This is a genomic window from Methyloceanibacter sp., from assembly GCF_051306395.1.
GTDB lineage: Bacteria > Pseudomonadota > Alphaproteobacteria > Rhizobiales > Methyloligellaceae > Methyloceanibacter.
Map to the genome: position 1 here is coordinate 1 of NZ_JBPPND010000143.1, position 17,095 is coordinate 17,095.

18 protein-coding genes and 2 tRNA genes are annotated in these 17,095 nt (G+C 64.3%); 12 read left to right on the top strand and 8 right to left on the bottom strand.

All coding sequences use genetic code 11. The features are described from left to right. Positions 1-198: 198 nt before the first annotated feature. From ACSLE4_RS07420 to ACSLE4_RS07430, 3 genes are all read left to right on the top strand, one after another. Positions 199-690 (top strand): OsmC family protein, encoded by a 492-nt coding sequence (locus ACSLE4_RS07420; RefSeq protein ID WP_435903838.1) that lies wholly within the window; start codon positions 199-201, stop codon positions 688-690. A gap of 244 nt (positions 691-934) precedes the next feature. Beyond that, positions 935-1,453 carry a DUF2924 domain-containing protein gene (locus ACSLE4_RS07425; protein ID WP_435903839.1) on the top strand — a complete coding sequence of 173 codons (519 nt, stop codon included), beginning with the start codon at positions 935-937 and terminating at the stop codon, positions 1,451-1,453. After that, positions 1,446-3,188: a recombinase family protein gene (locus ACSLE4_RS07430; protein ID WP_435903840.1), complete on the top strand. Its 1,743-nt coding sequence runs from the start codon at positions 1,446-1,448 to the stop codon at positions 3,186-3,188. Before ACSLE4_RS07425 ends, ACSLE4_RS07430 begins: the two co-directional genes overlap by 8 nt. A gap of 229 nt (positions 3,189-3,417) precedes the next feature. Here the strand turns inward: ACSLE4_RS07430 and ACSLE4_RS07435 are convergent. Both ACSLE4_RS07435 and ACSLE4_RS07440 read right to left on the bottom strand, forming a co-directional pair. After that, positions 3,418-3,491, bottom strand: a tRNA-Gln gene (locus tag ACSLE4_RS07435). Between the two features lie 94 nt (positions 3,492-3,585). Next, positions 3,586-5,343 (bottom strand): SulP family inorganic anion transporter, encoded by a 1,758-nt coding sequence (locus ACSLE4_RS07440; RefSeq protein WP_435903841.1) that lies wholly within the window; start codon positions 5,341-5,343, stop codon positions 3,586-3,588. Positions 5,344-5,554: 211 nt separating this feature from the next. Here ACSLE4_RS07440 and ACSLE4_RS07445 point away from each other — a divergent pair. Continuing rightward, a tRNA-Pro gene (locus tag ACSLE4_RS07445) sits at positions 5,555-5,631 on the top strand. A gap of 204 nt (positions 5,632-5,835) precedes the next feature. Next, positions 5,836-6,765 (top strand): MBL fold metallo-hydrolase, encoded by a 930-nt coding sequence (locus ACSLE4_RS07450; RefSeq protein ID WP_435903842.1) that lies wholly within the window; start codon positions 5,836-5,838, stop codon positions 6,763-6,765. Here the strand turns inward: ACSLE4_RS07450 and ACSLE4_RS07455 are convergent. The 3 genes from ACSLE4_RS07455 to pdxH form a co-directional block, all read right to left on the bottom strand. Further along, complete coding sequence (locus ACSLE4_RS07455; RefSeq protein ID WP_435903843.1) at positions 6,719-7,630, bottom strand: DUF1499 domain-containing protein; 912 nt, start codon at positions 7,628-7,630, stop codon at positions 6,719-6,721. The genes ACSLE4_RS07450 and ACSLE4_RS07455 overlap by 47 nt on opposite strands. An 83-nt stretch (positions 7,631-7,713) precedes the next feature. Continuing rightward, positions 7,714-8,469: an SDR family NAD(P)-dependent oxidoreductase gene (locus tag ACSLE4_RS07460; RefSeq protein WP_435903844.1), complete on the bottom strand. Its 756-nt coding sequence runs from the start codon at positions 8,467-8,469 to the stop codon at positions 7,714-7,716. 76 nt (positions 8,470-8,545) lie between these two features. Further along, on the bottom strand, positions 8,546-9,163 hold the full coding sequence (gene pdxH / locus ACSLE4_RS07465; protein ID WP_435903845.1) for a pyridoxamine 5'-phosphate oxidase: 618 nt from the start codon (positions 9,161-9,163) through the stop codon (positions 8,546-8,548). A 196-nt stretch (positions 9,164-9,359) separates the two neighbouring features. Here pdxH and ACSLE4_RS07470 point away from each other — a divergent pair, with 196 nt between their 5' ends. The 3 genes from ACSLE4_RS07470 to fabI all read left to right on the top strand — a co-directional run bounded on the left by ACSLE4_RS07470 (position 9,360) and on the right by fabI (position 11,201). Then, positions 9,360-9,737: an RT0821/Lpp0805 family surface protein gene (locus tag ACSLE4_RS07470; RefSeq protein ID WP_435903846.1), complete on the top strand. Its 378-nt coding sequence runs from the start codon at positions 9,360-9,362 to the stop codon at positions 9,735-9,737. 11 nt (positions 9,738-9,748) lie between these two features. Continuing rightward, a complete protein-coding gene (locus ACSLE4_RS07475) occupies positions 9,749-9,922 on the top strand; it encodes a hypothetical protein (RefSeq protein WP_435903847.1) in 174 nt (57 codons plus the stop codon). 460 nt (positions 9,923-10,382) lie between these two features. Beyond that, positions 10,383-11,201, top strand: a complete 819-nt coding sequence (fabI, locus tag ACSLE4_RS07480) for an enoyl-ACP reductase FabI (RefSeq protein WP_435903848.1) — start codon at positions 10,383-10,385, stop codon at positions 11,199-11,201. Between the two features lie 41 nt (positions 11,202-11,242). On the opposite strand, the gene ACSLE4_RS07485 is transcribed toward fabI, so the two are convergent. Further along, on the bottom strand, positions 11,243-11,692 hold the full coding sequence (locus ACSLE4_RS07485; protein ID WP_435903849.1) for a hypothetical protein: 450 nt from the start codon (positions 11,690-11,692) through the stop codon (positions 11,243-11,245). Positions 11,693-11,935: 243 nt separating this feature from the next. On the opposite strand from ACSLE4_RS07485, the gene aroC reads away from it, so the two are divergent. Both aroC and ACSLE4_RS07495 read left to right on the top strand, forming a co-directional pair. Continuing rightward, a complete protein-coding gene (aroC, locus tag ACSLE4_RS07490; protein ID WP_435903850.1) occupies positions 11,936-13,027 on the top strand; it encodes a chorismate synthase in 1,092 nt (363 codons plus the stop codon). A 12-nt stretch (positions 13,028-13,039) separates the two neighbouring features. After that, positions 13,040-13,741 carry an NAD-dependent deacylase gene (locus ACSLE4_RS07495; RefSeq protein WP_435903851.1) on the top strand — a complete coding sequence of 234 codons (702 nt, stop codon included), beginning with the start codon at positions 13,040-13,042 and terminating at the stop codon, positions 13,739-13,741. Positions 13,742-13,845: 104 nt separating this feature from the next. Here the strand turns inward: ACSLE4_RS07495 and ACSLE4_RS07500 are convergent, their stop codons facing one another. Together ACSLE4_RS07500 and ACSLE4_RS07505 are read right to left on the bottom strand one after the other, a co-directional pair. Beyond that, positions 13,846-15,099 carry a class I SAM-dependent RNA methyltransferase gene (locus tag ACSLE4_RS07500; RefSeq protein ID WP_435903852.1) on the bottom strand — a complete coding sequence of 418 codons (1,254 nt, stop codon included), beginning with the start codon at positions 15,097-15,099 and terminating at the stop codon, positions 13,846-13,848. Further along, positions 15,062-15,808, bottom strand: a complete 747-nt coding sequence (locus tag ACSLE4_RS07505; RefSeq protein ID WP_435903853.1) for a TlyA family RNA methyltransferase — start codon at positions 15,806-15,808, stop codon at positions 15,062-15,064. Before ACSLE4_RS07505 ends, ACSLE4_RS07500 begins: the two co-directional genes overlap by 38 nt. A 126-nt stretch (positions 15,809-15,934) precedes the next feature. On the opposite strand from ACSLE4_RS07505, the gene ACSLE4_RS07510 reads away from it, so the two are divergent. Together ACSLE4_RS07510 and ACSLE4_RS07515 are read left to right on the top strand one after the other, a co-directional pair. After that, on the top strand, positions 15,935-16,522 hold the full coding sequence (locus ACSLE4_RS07510; protein ID WP_435903854.1) for an SET domain-containing protein: 588 nt from the start codon (positions 15,935-15,937) through the stop codon (positions 16,520-16,522). An 80-nt stretch (positions 16,523-16,602) separates the two neighbouring features. Next, the gene (locus ACSLE4_RS07515; protein WP_435903855.1) at positions 16,603-17,028 is read left to right on the top strand and encodes an SET domain-containing protein; all 426 of its coding nucleotides are present in this window, start codon (positions 16,603-16,605) and stop codon (positions 17,026-17,028) included. Positions 17,029-17,095 lie beyond the last annotated feature (67 nt).

The following is a 17,095-nucleotide window of genomic DNA, read 5'->3' on the forward strand; positions in this document are numbered from 1 at the left end:
CGGACCTCACTGGGCTTACCAGCGCCAAGGAGCTCAAGAGGATCGAGTCCGCTGGATTTGCAGGCTCCAATCTCTAAGACATCCGATCCAACACAACTCTCTCCACTAATAGAAATTTTTCTCTCTTAGCGATTCGATGACGGTCCAGAGGTAAGCCGTCGCCGAAGTCGGTATCGAGTGAGGCTGAATTCTGGCGGCATGTCCATCGTTCTCAGTGGGCTCACGCAATATGAGGAACACGGTCACGAGATGAAGCCATTGCCACATCTGTACGAAGTCAGCCTTTCCGGTGGTCCAACAGGTTATCCAACGCTATCGGCCGCAGGACTTCCCCCGTTACGTTCGGCGCCGCCAAAGGAGTTTGACGGCCCTGGCGATGCATGGAGCCCTGAACAGCTCCTCCTTGCCGCCGTGGTAACGTGCTTCTTGTTCACATTCCGGGCGGTCGCGCGGGCTTCCAAATTCGACTACGCATCGCTCGATTTGTCGGGCAGCGGGACGGTCGACCGCGTGGAAGGCACCACCCGCTTCACAGAAATTGTTCTCAAGCTGCGGCTCACACTTCCCAACGGCGGAGATCCTGAGCGCGCAAAAAGGATGCTTGAGAAGGGCAAGAATGCCTGCCTTGTGACCGCGTCGCTTTCGGTCCCAGTTCGTCTAGAAAGCGTAATCGTGGTTGAGTCCGTTTAGGGTCATGAGCGCACGTCTTCGAATGAACACGGGAGGTCCGCTTTCCGGCCGATTGCGGACATTCTGCTACTAAGCCAGACCGAACAATTCCGAGCGTCTTTTCCTCTGGACTTCTGGTGCACACGAAGCATGTGTGGTGGAGGCGGACGGACAGACTGACCTCTGAGCACGCCCTGATGCCCGGCCTCGGTTCCGGGCTTGTAACGGTGCAAGAACCCAAGCTCGGGCCCAAAGGAGGTCAACGATGAGCCCTCTCAACTGCTCTGTCGCGGAAGATCACGACAGCGAGCCCAAGTCGGCGCCGAGGCGATTTCTGCACGGCCCCGAAGGAGACCTGGCTGGCGCCAGTCTCGACGAGCTTCGTGGCGAATGGAGGCGACTCTACCGCTGCCAGCCCCCAAGGGTCAGCCGCGAACTTTTGATCCGCGGGATCGCCTATCGGCGTCAGGAGCTTCAGCATGGCGGCCTCGGCAAGACGACCCGCCGTAAGCTCAAGACGCTAGCAAAGATGTTCCGAACCACAGGAAGAGTGGCTCCAGATCCCGGCCTCGCTTTGAAGCCGGGCGCGCGGCTCGTGCGGGAATGGCATGGCGGCACGCATACTGTCACGGTGACGGAGGACGGCTTCGAGTATGCCGGGACGAGTTACTCATCCCTCACGAAAGTCGCCAAGAAGATCACGGGAGCCCATTGGTCGGGGCCCCGCTTCTTCGGTCTCGTGCGAGCCAGTGCAAGCTCTGAGAAAGAAACCGGCAATGCCTAAGTCGCAAGAACCGACGCTTCGCCCCTCGAGACGGCTGCGTTGCGCCATCTATACCCGTAAGTCCTCGGACGAGGGTCTGGAGCAGGCATTTAATTCGCTCGATGCGCAGCGTGAAGCCTGCGCTGCCTTCATTCTCTCCCAGAAGCACGAAGGGTGGTCGGTCTTGCCGACCTTGTATGACGACGGCGGCTTCTCGGGAGGAACCCTGGAGCGCCCTGCCCTGCAACGGCTTCTCAGCGATATTGCGGACGCCAAGGTGGACGCGGTGGTCGTCTACAAGATCGACCGTTTGACGCGCTCGCTGTTCGACTTCGCCAAAATCGTGGAGGTCTTCGAAGCGCGCGGCGTCTCGTTCGTCTCTATCACGCAGCAGTTCAACACCACCACGAGCATGGGGCGGCTGACCCTCAACGTCCTTCTCTCCTTTGCGCAGTTTGAGCGGGAGGTGGCCGGCGAACGGATCCGCGACAAGATCGCCGCCTCCAAGAAGAAGGGCATGTGGATGGGTGGCCTGCCACCGCTTGGCTACGATGTCCGGGACCGGAAGCTCGTCATCAACAAGGAAGAGGCACAGACCGTCCTCGATATCTATAGGCGCTACGCTGAACTCCGATCGGTGCGTGCTCTCCAGGCAAAGCTCGATACTGCGGGGATTCGCAGCAAACGCCGCACCTTCGCCGACGGGACTGTCTATGGCGGTCACAAGCTCTCTCGCGGCGCCCTCTATCTCATGCTCCAGAACCGCATCTATCGCGGCGAAATCACGCACAAAGGCGACGCCTATCCCGGAGAGCATAAGGCCATCGTGGACCAGGCCCTTTGGGACAAGGTCCAGGCTGTCCTCGCCGAGAACCGGATCGACCGCACCACAGGCGCAGATGCAAAGTATCCCAGCCTCTTGGCCGGGTTGACCTTCGACGACAGCGGCGAACGATTGACGCCCACGCACGCCGTGAAGAAGGGCACGCGCTACCGGTACTACGTCTCGAAGTCACTGATTACGGGTGCTGCTAAGGACCATTCACAGGGGCGGCGGATTCCTGCCGGCAACCTAGAGACTCTGGTCATCGACAGACTCCGCGACTTCCTCGGCGATGAAGGGGCCGTGCTGAGTGCTATCAGCGATGCTGAGCAGAATGGAGTTCAGCAGAAGAGACTGATCGCGCGCGGACGTCAGATCTCAGAGGAACTCCCGACGCTTGCCCCAGACGCGGTCCGATCCATCCTCATGGCGCTCGTCAACCGGGTCGACATCAGAGCGGAGCACGTCGAGATCCGAGTCTGTCGGCAACGGCTTCGCGACCTGCTCCAGGCACAGTCGATAGAGCCGCCTGCGCCGGCTCTCGCGGGCACTGGCTACATTTTGAAACTCAAGGTCAAGGCGCGGCTCCGGCGCGTCGGGCGCGAGATGAAGCTAGTCGTGCACAATGCCGAGGATCGCACGATCGCTGATCCCGGCCTGCTGCGGATCGTTGCGCGGGCGCATGACTTCCAAGAGCGATTGATGCAGGACCCCGAGCTGCCCGTGCCAGCAATAGCCAGTCAGGAGCGGCTGACCATCGGTTACCTGTCACGCCTGCTGCGGCTTCCGTCGCTAGCGCCTGATATCGTCACGGCCATCATCAATGGCAAACACCCGCGTGAACTCAGCGCAAAGCGGCTGATGCGACTGGCCCTCAAACTCCCCACCGACTGGGTCGAACAGCGCAAGGTCCTCGGGTTTCAGCGGCAATAGGGCGAGTTTTGCGAAGTTGTTGCGCGATGCTTTCTGATGCACTCGTGCGAAAATGTTGACCCCCAAATGCCCCCCGAGAGACTTCCGCGTCGGCAGCGGCCCTCGTTCCGCGCAAAGACGTCTCTGCCGCTAGACTGGCCCGGTAAGGGCGGGCAAATGCGCCGGAAACCGCCCGAAAAAGGGAGGTTCCGTGAAACGCTGTTTTCCATGCTATATCAACGACTTAGACTGGCTGGGGCGCCAGGATTCGAACCTGGGATCACGGGATCAAAACCCGATGCCTTACCGCTTGGCTACGCCCCAATGCGCTCTGTTTCGAGAGGATCCGCCCGCGATACGCAACATATGGCAGGCGGCTGCTCTCCTACCAGGATCGACGCACCTGGGCAACGTCATGCTAGGCCCCTGTCTCCGGGCCGATCTTGGGTTTGCCGAGCGATACGGCCTGCTCGGCCGACTTGGCGTAGCGCACCAAGGGCTTGGCCAACCCCGCCTGAATCAGGACACGGCGCACTCCGGGCGAGGCGCCGGCGAGGAACACCCTTGACCCCGACTTGGTGAGCTTCTCGGCGAAGCGCTGAAGCGCCTTCGCCGCCGTGGAGTCGACGATCGGCACCTCGGAGAAGTCGAGCACCAAAACGCGCGGCATCTCGCCGATCCGTTCGAGCACGCCGCTCACGGTCGACACCGCACCGAAGAAAAAAGCCCCGCTGATCCGGTAGACCACGATGTCGCGGTCCGCCGACGTGGCGGGATCATACGAGGTGCGGCCGGCGTAATCGTCGGCCCGGTCCTCGGCGATCAACTGCGTCTCTCCCGCCACCTCGACGCTCTCCGCCATGCGGTGCAGGAACACGAATGCGCCGAGAACGACGCCAACGGCAATGCCGGTGGCGAGATCCACGAAGATCGTGAGCAGAAAGGTGGTGAGCAAAACTAGCCGGTCGCCGGCGGAAGCGCCGAGAAGAACGACGAAGTCCTCGCGCTCCGCCATGTTCCAGGCGACGATGGCGAGCACGGCGCCAAGGGCCGCGAGCGGGATGTAGCCCGCCAGCGGTGCGGCCACCAGCATGAACAGAAGAAGATAGCCGGCGTGGAGCATGCCCGATACCGGCCCCTTGGCGCCCGCCCTGACATTGGTGGCGGTGCGGGCGATGGCGCCGGTCACCGGAATGCCGCCGAACATTGTGGAGCCGACATTGGCGACGCCTTGCGCGACCAGCTCGCAATTGGAGCGGTGCCGGCGGCCGGACATGCCGTCGGCCACAACCGCCGACAGCAGCGACTCGATGGCGCCGAGCAGCGCGATGGTCAGCGCGTCGGGCAGCACGGCTTGAAGCTTGGCCAGGCTGAATGGCGGCAATGACGGCTCGGGAAGGTTGCGCGGTAAGTCGCCAAAGCGCGAGGCAATGGTGGCCACCTCGAGATCGAGTCCCCAGGCTAGCAGCGCAGCGGCAACGACCGCGATCAAGAAACCGGGCCAGGTGGGGCGCCATTTGCGCAAGCCCAAGATGACGGCAAGCGCCAAAGCGCCAACGGCGATGGCTTGTAGGTTGATCGTGGCGCGCGCGCCCCACAGCGCTCCCAGCTTGGGTACGAAGGCGGCGGGCTCGCTTCCCAGATCGAGCCCTAACAGCTCTTTCAGCTGACTTGCGAAGATGATGACGGCGATGCCCGCCGTAAAGCCGACGGTGACGGGAAACGGAATGTACTTGATATAGGTGCCGAGCCGCAGGAACCCGGCCGCGATCAGAATCAATCCCGCCACCAGCGTCGCCAGCACCAGCCCGTCATAGCCGTGCCGTTCGACAATCGCCGCAATGAGGACGATGAAGGCGCCGGCCGGGCCGCCGATCTGAAAGCGGCTGCCACCCAGCGCGGACACCAGGAAGCCGCCGACGATCGCGGTGAAGATCCCCCGCTCCGGGCCGACGCCCGAGGCGATGGCAATGGCCATGGACAGCGGCAGCGCGACGATGGCGACGGTGAGCCCGGCGACCGCATCGGCCCGGAAATCCTTGAAGCTGTAGCCTTCGCGAAAAACCGTGACGAGCTTCGGCGTGTAGAGCTCGGCGAAGGTCGGGCTGCTGCGGGGGCGCCTGGACCTCAACGATGCCTCCCCACCTCTGGCGAAAGCCTCTCTCGAACCAGGCATGGGCGGAGCCCCCACGCGCAGGTCTTGCGGCGGCGGCTGCCCCGTTTTCGGCGAGAATCGACGATGCCTAGCGGATTGGCTTTGGGATACGAGGCCGCGCACGGCTTCACAATGCGCTTTAATGGCGCGGGGTCGGGCACCCTCACCTCCCCTGTTCGGCCGTGTTGCGGGGCGTGGCCTCTCCGTCTATATACGTCCCTCTTCAGCCAGGCGGAGTGTAGCGCAGCTTGGTAGCGCACCTCGTTCGGGACGAGGGGGTCGCAGGTTCAAATCCTGCCACTCCGACCACTTCTTGTGTGTTCGCTGGCTGTTGGTTTTCCCGCCAATATATCGCGAGGCAAATAGGCCGCGAGGCGCCGGAAAACAGTCATATTTTGCGCAAAAAGCCATGGGAAATTTAACGCTGCCGGGGCGGCAGCCCTGTTTCCCGGCGACCGCTCCGCTAGTATGCCGCGCGGGTTCTCGAGAAGACCAAAAAAGCGTCCAAACACCATGTCGGCGGAGCTTGCCTTCAATCGTAGCGTTGACGTCGATTACGGCGTGGCGGAAGAGGTCGCGCCCGGCGTGCGGCGCATCGTTGCCAACAATCCGGGCCCCTACACCTTTCTCGGCACCAACACCTATCTCGTCGGCTCCGGTGAGATCGCGGTGATCGATCCGGGTCCGGCCGACGCGGACCACCTCGCGGCAATTGCGGCCGCCACGCGGGGCGAACGCATCAGCCATATCCTCATCACCCATAGCCACCGCGATCATTGCGACGGGGCGCTTCCCTTACAGAGGCGACTGGGCGGCGACATCGTGGCTTTCGGGCCGACCGGTACGGCGCGCGGCGCCGGCGCGCCGGGCCTCGGCGACACTTTTGTCGACAAGGCTTTCAGGCCGGACCTGCCCGTCGGCGACGGCGACACGGTGAAGGCACGCGGCTTCGCGCTCGACGTGCTTCATATGCCCGGGCACGCGCCGGACCATCTGTGCTTCGCGCTCGTCGGCAAGCGCACGATGTTCACGGGCGACCATGTGATGGGCTGGAACACGACGGTGATCGCGCCGCCGGAAGGCGACATGGGCGACTTCATCGCCTCCCTCGAACGGCTGATGCAGCGTCACGACAAGGTCTTCCTGCCGGGCCATGGCGGGCGTATCGAAACGCCGCAACGTGTCGTGCGCGCCTACATCACCCACCGCAAATGGCGCGAGCAGAATATCCTCGCCTGTATCGACGACGGCGTGAGCACTATTCCGCGCATCGTGGCCAAGCTCTATGGCGCGCTCGACGCCAACCTGAAAGAGGCGGCGGCTCTCTCCGTGCTCGCCCATTTGGAGCATCTGAACGCGCGGGGCATGGTCTCGGCGGAAGGCGCCACCGACAAGCTTAGCGGCTTCTACGTACGCGGCTCCGGCGCCGCTCCTTCTTCTTGACCTCTGTCGCGGGCTCGGCGACGGGTTCTTCTTCGACCTCGGGCGCCGCCTGCTCGAGCACGGTCTTCTCGCCCTTCTCCAGCGCCGTGTTGACCTCGCCGTAGAAGGCGCGGATGCGCTCGGCGTTGGCGCCAAAATCGTGCATGCCGTAGCGCGACGCCGAGCGGATGTCGACCAGGGTGTTGGCGTCGTTGCCCTTCACGCGCACCACCACGTCGTCGGTGAAGCCCATGATCATGGTGCTGTCCGTCGCCTCGATGCGGCCGACGCCGCTTTCGCCCGGTGTCTCGTTCACCACCACGGTCCAGCCAAGCCGGCCCACCGCCTCGTTGACCAGGGCGTAGACGGAGGGCGCGGAGCGCTCGAGGAACATCGGCCCGATATCCGGATAGGCTTTCGCCTGCAGCGCCGCCTTGTCGGGGTCCGGCGGCGTCAAAGAATTGGCGTCGCGGGGGCGCTGCTCGCCGAGCACCGTGAACTGCAGCGGTTCGCCGGGCGAGGTCTGCACGTCGGTGAGCGGCGGCAGCAGCACGGCCTTCGACAAAAAGTAGACCGGGAGCGCGAGCCCGACGAGGCCGACGGAAATCGCGGCGAAGTCGTTCGCCGCGCCGGTCTGGCCGCCGAACCAGATGCGAATGAGTGAGATGAGGGCGATAATGACCGCGACCGCCATGCCGGCCACCGAGACACCGACGAGATTGATGGCCGCGGGCGTGCCGAGCCCGGCGAAGCGGTGGAGAATCACCGTCAAGATCAGGAGCTGAAGAAAAAAGACCGCAATCCGGCGCGCCCATTTGGCCTCATACGCGTCCTTGACTACGTAGCGCGCGGTCGAAAAGCGATCCAAGGAATGCTGCGCCGTCACCTTGCCCAATCCTTCATGCTGAAAAGCCGCCTGCCTCTAGTTTACCGCTAAACCGGCCCGGTGGCAGGTTTGTGGTGGCCGCATCAGACATGCTGGCCGCCATTGATGTGGATTTCCGCGCCGTTGATATAGCTCGACGGGTCGGTACAGAGGAAATAGATCACCTTCGCCACCTCCTCCGGCTCCCCGAGCCTGCCCATGGGAATGCCGGCGATCAGGGCTTCGGTCCCCGGCGACAAGATCGCCGTGTCGATCTCCCCCGGGGAAATGGCGTTGACCCGGACGCCGCGCGGGGCGAAGTCGGCGGCCATCTCGCGGGTCAGCGCCGCGAGCGCCGCTTTCGAGGTGGCGTAGGCCGGGCCGGCGAAGGGGTGGACGCGTCCGCCGGCGATCGAGCTCACATTCACCACAGCGCCGGACGCCGCCGCGAGCTCATCGAGAAGGCCGCGCGCCAGCGTGATGGGCGCAAAGAAGTTGACCTGGAACACGTGCCGCCAATCGTCGAGCGAGGTGTCGAGGGACGACAGCCGTTTGCCGCCCTCCGCTTTTGGCGAGATGGCCGCGTTATTGACGAGCGCATTCAGCTTCGAGCCCTGGGCCTTGAGGCGGTCCTTGATCTCGGCGATGGCGCGGTCGGTGCTGCCGGGATCGGCGAGATCGACCTGGATGTGGTTCTCAGGACCCGCCTCCCAGGGACAATCCTCCGGGAAGGCCTGGCGCGAGCAGGAGATGACCCGCCATCCGGCGGAGGAGAAGCGCTTGACCGTGGCATGGCCGATGCCGCGCGAGGCGCCGGTCAGGAGCAAGGTTTTGCGGTCTTCATTCGGGATCAAGGTCATGGGATCAAGGTCATGGGATCAGGGCCATGGGATCAGGGTCATGAGATCAGGGTCATGAGATCAGGGTCATCGGCGGCTACGGATTGAGTCGTGTCTTGATCCAAGGGCCTTCGGGAACCGCACGGCGAAACACGATCCGGTCATGCAGCCGGTACTTCCCGTTCTGCCAGAACTCGATCTCCACGGGGCGCACGCGGTAGCCATGCCAATGGGGCGGCCGGGACACCTCGGCATCGGCGAACTTTTGTGTGTAGCGGGAGACCTCCTCTTCCAGCGCGGCGCGGCTCTCGAGCGGCCGCGACTGTTGCGAGGCCCAGGCGCCGATGCGGCTTTCCCGGTGGCGCGTGGCGAAATAGGCATCGGCCTCGGCGTCCGTCACGGGCGCGATGGGGCCGCGCACGCGGATCTGCCGGCCGAGGCTCTTCCAATAGAACAAGAGCGCGGCCTTCGGGTTGGCGCCGAGTTCCTGCCCTTTGGCGCTCTCGCTGTTCGTATAGAAGACGAAGCCCCGCTCGTCGGCGCCCTTCAAGAGAATCATCCGCACATTGGGCAAGCCATGGGCGTCAACCGTCGCCACCGCCATGGCGTCCGGGTCGGCCGGCTCGGTTTTCTCGGCCTCGGCGAACCAAGCCTGGAACAAGGCAAAGGGATCGGCGGCGGCGGTAAAATCCTGAGCTTCCGTCATTTTCTCCATCGCTGATCCGCGCCTCGGGTTTTGAGAAAAAAATCTCCGGCCGGCACGGGTATTTACGATTTGCTCACTCTGATAGGCCAGGATCGGTCCCGTTGATAGAGGGCGCGGGGGATTACAGTAGCCGCGTCAGAGTTGGGGACGATCTGTTATGCGTACGTTCCATTGGAACGCCCCTATCATTGGGGCGGGCGCTCTAGTGTTGTCAGTATTGCTGCCCGCCCTTTCTCCTCTCAAGGCCGAGGAAATTGGGGCAAATGACGTCGCGGCGGTGGCTACGAGCCCCGCGCCGCAAGGCCTGACGGAACTCAAAACCAGTCTCGACCGTTCGGACCGTACGGTCGCGCTCCAGGCGCTGCAAATGGCGCTTTCGGAGCTCGGCGACGGAGTGACGCTCGTGTGGCGGCGGCCGATCAGCCAGCTTACGGGCCGGGTGAAGCCGGTGTCGGTGTTTCGGGACGATCAGGGGCGCATCTGCCGTACCGTCGTCTATTCACTGGCATGGGGCGAGCGAGAGAAAGAGATCGAAGGCGCCGCCTGCCGTGAGGAAGACGGAAGCTGGGCGATCGCAGGTTAAGGGGAACCAAGATGTCTCATATCCAGAATGCTTTCGCCGCCCTCACGGACGGCGAAAAGGACCGGAAGCCGCAAGAGCAAAGCCAGCGCTTCACGCCCTTGCGCTCAGACGTGGCACGGGCGCGCGAGCCGCGCGACGAGTTGACGTTGTCCCGCCTCATTCCGGTGCCGCGGCTACAGAGCTAGGGTGGCCGGCAGCTTTCTCGCCGAAAGCCGTTCCTGCCGTGGGAGCCTCGCTCCCGTTCGCGCATTGCCCCCTGTGTATACAATTGACCTGAAAGCCCGGCCGCGTCGGGTTATGGGTGTCTGGGACGCTGCGTAAAGTATCCTCCAAACTCCCTAACTTGGCCGTTTTGAGCGGCCCATTTTTTTTGCCGGTCGCATTGTCTCATTTTGCACAGACCTGGAGTCACGCCGGTGTCCAAATAGAAATGGACCAAGGCGCGGCGAGCCTGACGCTTAGATCGCCATTCCTCCCGTGAAGAGGGATGGCGATCTCTGCTCCGGCGCGTGAATGCGCCGCCAGGGGCGGAATCGCGCTTGTTCACCGCTGCGACGTCTGGGGCAGGTCACTTGGCCGAAAAGCCTTCCGACCCGGCTCGCCCGGCATGTATAAAGCCCCGAATTCGTGCGCGAAGGAGGGCTTATGGCGGACGGCGGAAATCTCATGGCAGGCAAGCGCGGCGTCATATTCGGCGTCGCCAATAACCGCTCCATCGCCTGGGGCATCACCAAGGCCGTGACCCAGCAGGGCGCGGAGGTGGCGCTGACCTATCAGGGCGAAGCGCTCAAGAAGCGCGTCGAGCCGCTTGCCGCCGAGGCCGGTTCAAAGCTCGTGCTGCCCTGCGACGTGACCGACGGCGCCTCCGTCGATGCGGTCTTCGAGGCGCTTAAAAAAGAATGGGGCACCATCGACTTTCTGGTCCATGCCGTCGCCTTTTCGGACAAAGACCAGCTCGACGGCCGCTATGTCGACACCACGGAAGACAACTTCACCAAGACGCTGCTGATCTCCTGCTACTCGTTCACGGCGCTGGCCAAGCGCGCCGAGGCGCTGATGCCCAATGGCGGCTCGCTACTGACGCTCACCTATTACGGCGCCGAGAAGGTCATGCCCCATTACAACGTGATGGGCGTGGCCAAGGCGGCGCTTGAGGCGAGCGTGCATTATCTCGCGGCCGATCTCGGCAAGAACAATATCCGCGTGAACGCCATCTCCGCCGGGCCGATCAAGACACTCGCCGCCTCGGGCATCGCCGACTTCCGCTACATTCTGAAGTGGAACGAATACAATTCGCCCTTAAGGCGCACCGTGACCATCGAGGATGTCGGCGGCGGCGGGCTCTACCTTCTCTCCGACCTGTCCAACGGCGTCACCGGCGAGGTGCTGCATATCGATGCGGGCTACCACGTGATCGGCATGAAGAACGAGGACGCCCCCGACATCTCCGTGGTGAAGGAATAAGGGACGCCGGCCAGACCGGCGCCCCATCTTTCCTTCTCAATCTAGACTTTGCGGAAGACCGCGCCCGCGACAGAGCGCGGGCGCTCGCGCACGCGGCCGTCGTCATTGCCGGATTTCACGATCCACTGACCATCTTCCGTCCGGCCTGTGATCATGCCCACATGATGGGACCACACGACCACGGCGCCGACGCGCGGAACGTTCAGGGCACGGCCGCGATTGGCCCAGTTCCGCGCGAGATTGTATTCGGGGCCCCCGCCGAGCTGGGTACGCATCCACCAGCCGCACCAGCGCGCCGGCTTAGCCCCGACGCTGTAGCGCCCGGCCGTGGTCCTTGTCGTTCTGGCGGATCTTGCGGTCTCGCCCTTGTCTGCCGCCGGTGAAGCGTTTTTCACAAATGGCGACGGGAAGGCTTTTGCGGGGGCGAGCGGCACGGCGCTCGCCAGGATTAGAACAGTCAACGTCATGAACAACGCATGCGCAGCACGCATCGGCTACTCCTTACTCGTTACTCTTTGGGGTGAATGACCGGCGAAGACTCGGCCGGTCCGCGCGAGAACCGCGCGCAGCGCAAGCTACGGAAAAATAAGACGAAAACTGGCGCCTGAAGCGGCCAGGATGGGTTCATTTCTGGGCCCGGGTGGCGCCCTGAAAGGTCTCAACCGGCAAAACCGCCGAAATGCGAGCGTTTGACCCTTCACTCGCCCTCAACTAGAAGCGGCTAGAGAGACGCCATGTCGCACAACAGCTTCGGTCACCTGTTTCGCATCACCACCTGGGGCGAGAGCCACGGGCCGGCCATCGGCTGCGTGATCGACGGCTGCCCGCCGGGCATTCCCATCACCGAAGCGGAGATCCAGGCCTATCTAGACAAGCGCAGGCCCGGCCAGTCGAAATACACCACCCAGCGGAAAGAGCCGGACACGGTCGATATCCTTTCCGGCGTGTTCGAGACCGAAGGCGGCAAGCTGGTCACCACCGGCACGCCTATCGCCCTTCAGATCCAGAATGTCGATGCGCGGTCCAAGGACTATGGGGACATCAAGGACAAGTTCCGCCCCGGCCACGCGGACTACACCTATTTCCTGAAATACGGCGTGCGCGATTGGCGCGGGTCCGGCCGCGCTTCCGCGCGCGAGACCGCGGTGCGGGTTGCCGCCGGCGCAGTGGCGCGGAAAGTCGTACCGGGCTTGCGGGTGCGCGGCGCGCTGGTGCAGATCGGCCCCCACCAGGTCGACCGTGCCGACTGGGATTGGGACGAGATCGACAACAACCCCTTCTTCTGCCCGAGCGCCAAGACGGCGAAGGTCTGGGCGGAGTTTCTCGATGAGGTCCGCAAGAACGGCTCGTCCGCAGGCGCCGTAATCGAGGTCGTGGCCGAAGGCGTGCCCGTCGGTCTCGGCGCGCCCATCTACGCCAAGCTCGACCAGGACATTTGCTCAGGGCTGATGAGCATCAACGCGGTGAAGGGCGTCGAGATCGGTGCCGGCTTCGCCTCGGCGGCCTTCTCGGGCGAGGAGAACGCCGACGAGATGCGCATGCACCCGAACGGCACGCCCGAGTTCCTGTCGAACAATGCGGGCGGGATTCTCGGCGGCATCTCCTCAGGCCAGCCCGTGGTCGCGCGCTTCGCGGTGAAGCCCACTTCCTCGATCCTCAATACGCGCAAGACCATCGACATTTCGGGCACCGACACCGAGGTCTCCACCAAGGGGCGCCACGACCCGTGCGTCGGCATCCGCGCCGTGCCGATCGGCGAGGCGATGCTGGCGCTCGTGCTGGCCGACCATTATCTGCGGCACCGCGGCCAGACCGGCCAGGGCTGACGCCGCGGATCCATGTCTTTCGAGCGCATCGTCATCCTGACCGGCGCGGGGCTCTCCGCCGAAAGCGGTCTCAGCACCTTTCGCGACACGGATGGGCTGTGGGAGCAGTACGATCTGGAAGAGGTCGCGACGCCCGAAGGCTTCGCCCGCAACCCGGTCATGGTCCACGACTTCTACAATATGCGGCGCCGCGGGGTGAAGGACGCCAAGCCCAACGCCGCGCATGCGGCTCTGGCGCGGCTCGAGCAGGACTACGCCGGCGACGTGCTGACCGTGACGCAGAATATCGACGGGCTGCACGAGGCGGCCGGCTGCACCCACTTGATCCACATGCACGGAGAACTCTCCCGCGCGCTCTGTGCCCGTTGCGGCACGAGCCTGCCCTGGGATCAGGACCTCTCGCTCACCACCGCCTGCCCGGTCTGCCACAAGGCAGGTTTCCTCAGGCCCGACGTGGTGTGGTTCGGCGAGATGCCGCGGGAGATGGAGCGGATCTGTGAGGCACTCTCCGCTTGCGACCTGTTCGTGGCTGTCGGCACCAGCGGCAGGGTCTATCCGGCGGCCGGCTTCGTGGCGGAAGCGCAGAATGCGGGCGCGCACACGGTCGAGCTCAATCTCGACCCGTCCGAAGGGGCGAGCCTGTTTGCCGAGGCCCATTACGGCCTGGCGACGGAGGTGGTGCCGGCCTTCGTCGAGAAATTGCTCAATGGCTGACGCTGTCATTGCCCGGCTCGACCGGGCAATCTAGTAACCCGTGCCTTCAGCGATCACGATGGTCGGTGGTTACTGGATGCCCGCCTTCGCGGGCATGACAAGACTCAGCGCGTTAGATGCGCGACCGCCTCGACATGACCGGAGAACAGGAACTGGTCGATCGGCACGACACGGGTGATGCGGTAACCGCCATCGACCAAAAGACGGAGATCGCGGGCGAGCGTGCCCGGATTGCAGGACACGGCGACCAGGCGCTTCACCTTGGATGCCGCAAGCTGCTCGGCTTGCGCCGCAGCGCCTGCACGCGGCGGATCGAAGACCACCGCGTCGTACGGTTTCAATTCCTGTGGCCCAAGAGGCATACGGAACAGATCGCGCGCGATCGTGCGGACAGGCTTCAGCTTCGGTGTATGGCGGGCGGCTTCGGCGAGCGCCGCCAGCGCTGCCTCGTCGGACTCGTACGCGTCAACGGCGCAGGATTCGGCCAACGGCAGGGTGAAGGTCCCGAGCCCGGAGAACAGGTCGGCGACACGCTTCGCCTTGCCGACGCCCGCCAGCACGAGCTCCGACATGGCCGCTTCGGCTTGTGGGACGGCCTGCAGGAACGCATCCGGGGGCGGCTTCACCTGCGCGAGCCCGAACCGCACGCTGGGCGGGGCCAACATGACGCTGTCGCCGCCAACGGTCACCCGCGCGACGCCGAGCTTCCCGGCCTCTGCCGCCAGCTTGGCAAGCGCGGTCTCCTTGGGCCGAACGCCCTGCACGACAATGTCGAGACCGGTGTTGGTCTCGGTGACGCCGACACGGGCTTCGCGCCTGTTGCCCAGAAACGGGGCCAAGGCCGCTTTCAGCTTGGGGAGACGCGAAACGATTGCCGGGGACAAGATGGGACAAACATCGACGTCGATGAGGTCGTGGGAGCGGGCGCGGCGATAGCCGAGCGCGAGGCTTTGCCCCTCGCGGCCGAGTGCGAAGGTGGCCCGCCGGCGGCTTCCCGGAGGCACGGGGCGCACCGGCTCAACCTCCGCCTCGAGACCGCGCGACCTCAGAGCCTGCACCACGAGCTCGCGCTTCCAGGAGAGATAAGCGTCCGTCTCCAGATGCTGGAGCGTGCAGCCGCCGCAAATGCCGAAATGGGGACAGATCGGATCGACCCGGTCTGGGCTTTGCGCCAGCACTTCCAGAAGCGTCGCGTGCTTGCCGTCGGCGTCCAACTCGATGCGGACCCGTTCGCCCGGCAGCGCGAAGGGCACAAAGACCGGACCGTCAGCGCTCTCGGCGATCCCATCGCCTTGGGCGCCGAGCCGGTCGATCTCGACCTCAATGGCCACGGCACGCCCCGATGAGGAACTCGACATTGCCGCTGCCCCCGGTGATGGGGGATTGGATCACGCCGAGGATCCGCCAACCCTCGGCCTCGAGAAACCCGCGGACCCGGGCAATCGCCCGTTCCCGGTCCTTCTCGTCGCGCACAATGCCGCCTTTGCCCACCGCCTCGCGGCCGGCCTCGAATTGCGGCTTGATCAGCGCCACCAGCCAACCGTTTTCGCCGGCGCGTTTCAGGGCCGCGGGCAGCGCCTGCGTCAAACTGATGAAACTCACATCGGCGACTATGGCCGCGACGGGTTCCGCGATCAGCGTCTCGTCGATGCGCCGTGAATCGGTCGCCTCCAAAGACACGACCCGTGGGTCGGCCCGCAGGGTCGCATGCAGCTGCTCGCGGCCCACATCCACGGCGTAGACCTTGGCCGCGCCACCCGCGAGCAAGACCTCGGTAAAGCCGCCGGTCGAGGCGCCCACGTCAAGCGCCACCAGGCCCTCGGGCGAGAGCCCGAACGCCTCGAGCGCCGCCTGGAGCTTTAGCCCACCCCGGGAGACGTACTCGTTCTCCTCCGCCGACACCGCGAGCGGCGCTTCGTCCGCCACCAGGGCGCCCGGCTTCGACGCGGGCAGGCCGGCCACGGTGACGCAGCCCCGGCGCACGAGGTCCGCCGCGCGGGCGCGGGAGGGGGCGAGCCCCTCCTCCACCAATCTTTGGTCGATGCGTCTTTTTTTGTAGCTGGCCAATTTCGGTTCTCATATGCTTCGCTTCGCGTCGGGAGTCCTCGCGCGCGGTCGAGGCCGGGAGCGGCCGCCACCGCATCATACACATACTGCGAAGCGCCCCGCTCGGCGCGCCCTCGCGGAGGTCTCGTGAGCCCAGAGTCGACGGCTTACCTTACCGAGAAATGCGAAGTCCGAAATCGCGACGTAGCCGGCGGCTATGCCGTCTTCGCCCGGTCCGTGATCGAGCCGAGTGAGCTTGTCGGCGTGTGGAGTGGCCGCGTGGTGGCCACGGACGCACTCGATACGCTGCCCGAGGCGATCAGGCATCACACCGTGCAGATCGAGGAGGATCTGTTCCTCGCCTCGACGAGCGAGAACGAGCCGCCGGACTTCATCAATCACGCTTGCGAGCCGAACGCGGGGCTCGATGGCCAGATCACCATCGTCGCCTTGCGGCGCATCCTGCCCGGCGAGGAGGTGACCATCGACTACGCCATGTGCGACGGCTCACCCTACGACGAGTTCGATTGCGCCTGCGGCTCGGCCATCTGCCGGGGCAAGGTGACGGGCAACGACTGGCGCGATCCGGCTCTATGGAAGCGCTATGCCGGCCATTTCTCGCCTTACCTTCAGCGGCGCATCGATGCTTTGCAACGCGCGCAAGCACCACGACGCCCACGGCGCAAGCAGGCTCTCGTTCTGACTGCGAGAGAAGCCGCTGACGGGGCCCGATGAAGCCTGGCGATTGTCCCAGGCGCTTCGGAGCGCCTGTCTCCCTCTTCCCCAACCAACCGCGTCAATCCTAGGAGCGCGAAATGCTGCTTATCAGCACCTATGTGGCGCCGAGTTCCATCGAAGGGCTCGGCGTGTTCTCTGACGAATACGTGCCGTGTGGAAGCTTGATCTGGAGCCTCAACCCGAAGTTCGACATCTTCGTCAACGAGATCGAGCTTGGGTCTCTGCCTGCGCATGTGCGGAGCTACATCGCCCGCTATAGCTATCCCCATTTAGAAATGCCGGGCTGCCGGGTGATCGACGTGGACAACGGCAAGTACATGAACCATAGCCTCGCTCCGAACACTGACTTTCGCATCTTCGACAAGGGCTATGCCTTGGCCGACATCGCCCGCGGCGAGGAAATCACATGCAACTACCACGAGTTCGATCCGGACTTTGTCGGATTCATGCCGGAATTCGCGGCGGCCGCGCTCGAGCAACGGTTGAGCGCCACGGCGCCCTAGTTGGTCTCGCTCGGCCTTGCGGGAAGGGTTAATCGCGCTGCCCGCAGGCGCCCTTGCCAAGTTTGCC

What these genes read in the sequence shown, in the direction of transcription:
- ACSLE4_RS07485 (WP_435903849.1), bottom strand. Translation starts at nt 11,692, where the DNA reads ATGCGTGCTGCGCATGCGTTGTTCATGACGTTGACTGTTCTAATCCTG.
- ACSLE4_RS07460 (WP_435903844.1), bottom strand. Translation starts at nt 8,469, where the DNA reads ATGACCTTGATCCCGAATGAAGACCGCAAAACCTTGCTCCTGACCGGC.
- ACSLE4_RS07420 (WP_435903838.1), top strand. Translation starts at nt 199, where the DNA reads ATGTCCATCGTTCTCAGTGGGCTCACGCAATATGAGGAACACGGTCAC.
- ACSLE4_RS07515 (WP_435903855.1), top strand. Translation starts at nt 16,603, where the DNA reads ATGCTGCTTATCAGCACCTATGTGGCGCCGAGTTCCATCGAAGGGCTC.
- fabI (WP_435903848.1), top strand. Translation starts at nt 10,383, where the DNA reads ATGGCGGACGGCGGAAATCTCATGGCAGGCAAGCGCGGCGTCATATTC.
- aroC (WP_435903850.1), top strand. Translation starts at nt 11,936, where the DNA reads ATGTCGCACAACAGCTTCGGTCACCTGTTTCGCATCACCACCTGGGGC.
- ACSLE4_RS07450 (WP_435903842.1), top strand. Translation starts at nt 5,836, where the DNA reads ATGTCGGCGGAGCTTGCCTTCAATCGTAGCGTTGACGTCGATTACGGC.
- ACSLE4_RS07430 (WP_435903840.1), top strand. Translation starts at nt 1,446, where the DNA reads ATGCCTAAGTCGCAAGAACCGACGCTTCGCCCCTCGAGACGGCTGCGT.
- ACSLE4_RS07440 (WP_435903841.1), bottom strand. Translation starts at nt 5,343, where the DNA reads ATGCCTGGTTCGAGAGAGGCTTTCGCCAGAGGTGGGGAGGCATCGTTG.
- ACSLE4_RS07500 (WP_435903852.1), bottom strand. Translation starts at nt 15,099, where the DNA reads ATGTCGAGTTCCTCATCGGGGCGTGCCGTGGCCATTGAGGTCGAGATC.
- ACSLE4_RS07425 (WP_435903839.1), top strand. Translation starts at nt 935, where the DNA reads ATGAGCCCTCTCAACTGCTCTGTCGCGGAAGATCACGACAGCGAGCCC.
- ACSLE4_RS07475 (WP_435903847.1), top strand. Translation starts at nt 9,749, where the DNA reads ATGTCTCATATCCAGAATGCTTTCGCCGCCCTCACGGACGGCGAAAAG.
- pdxH (WP_435903845.1), bottom strand. Translation starts at nt 9,163, where the DNA reads ATGGAGAAAATGACGGAAGCTCAGGATTTTACCGCCGCCGCCGATCCC.
- ACSLE4_RS07495 (WP_435903851.1), top strand. Translation starts at nt 13,040, where the DNA reads ATGTCTTTCGAGCGCATCGTCATCCTGACCGGCGCGGGGCTCTCCGCC.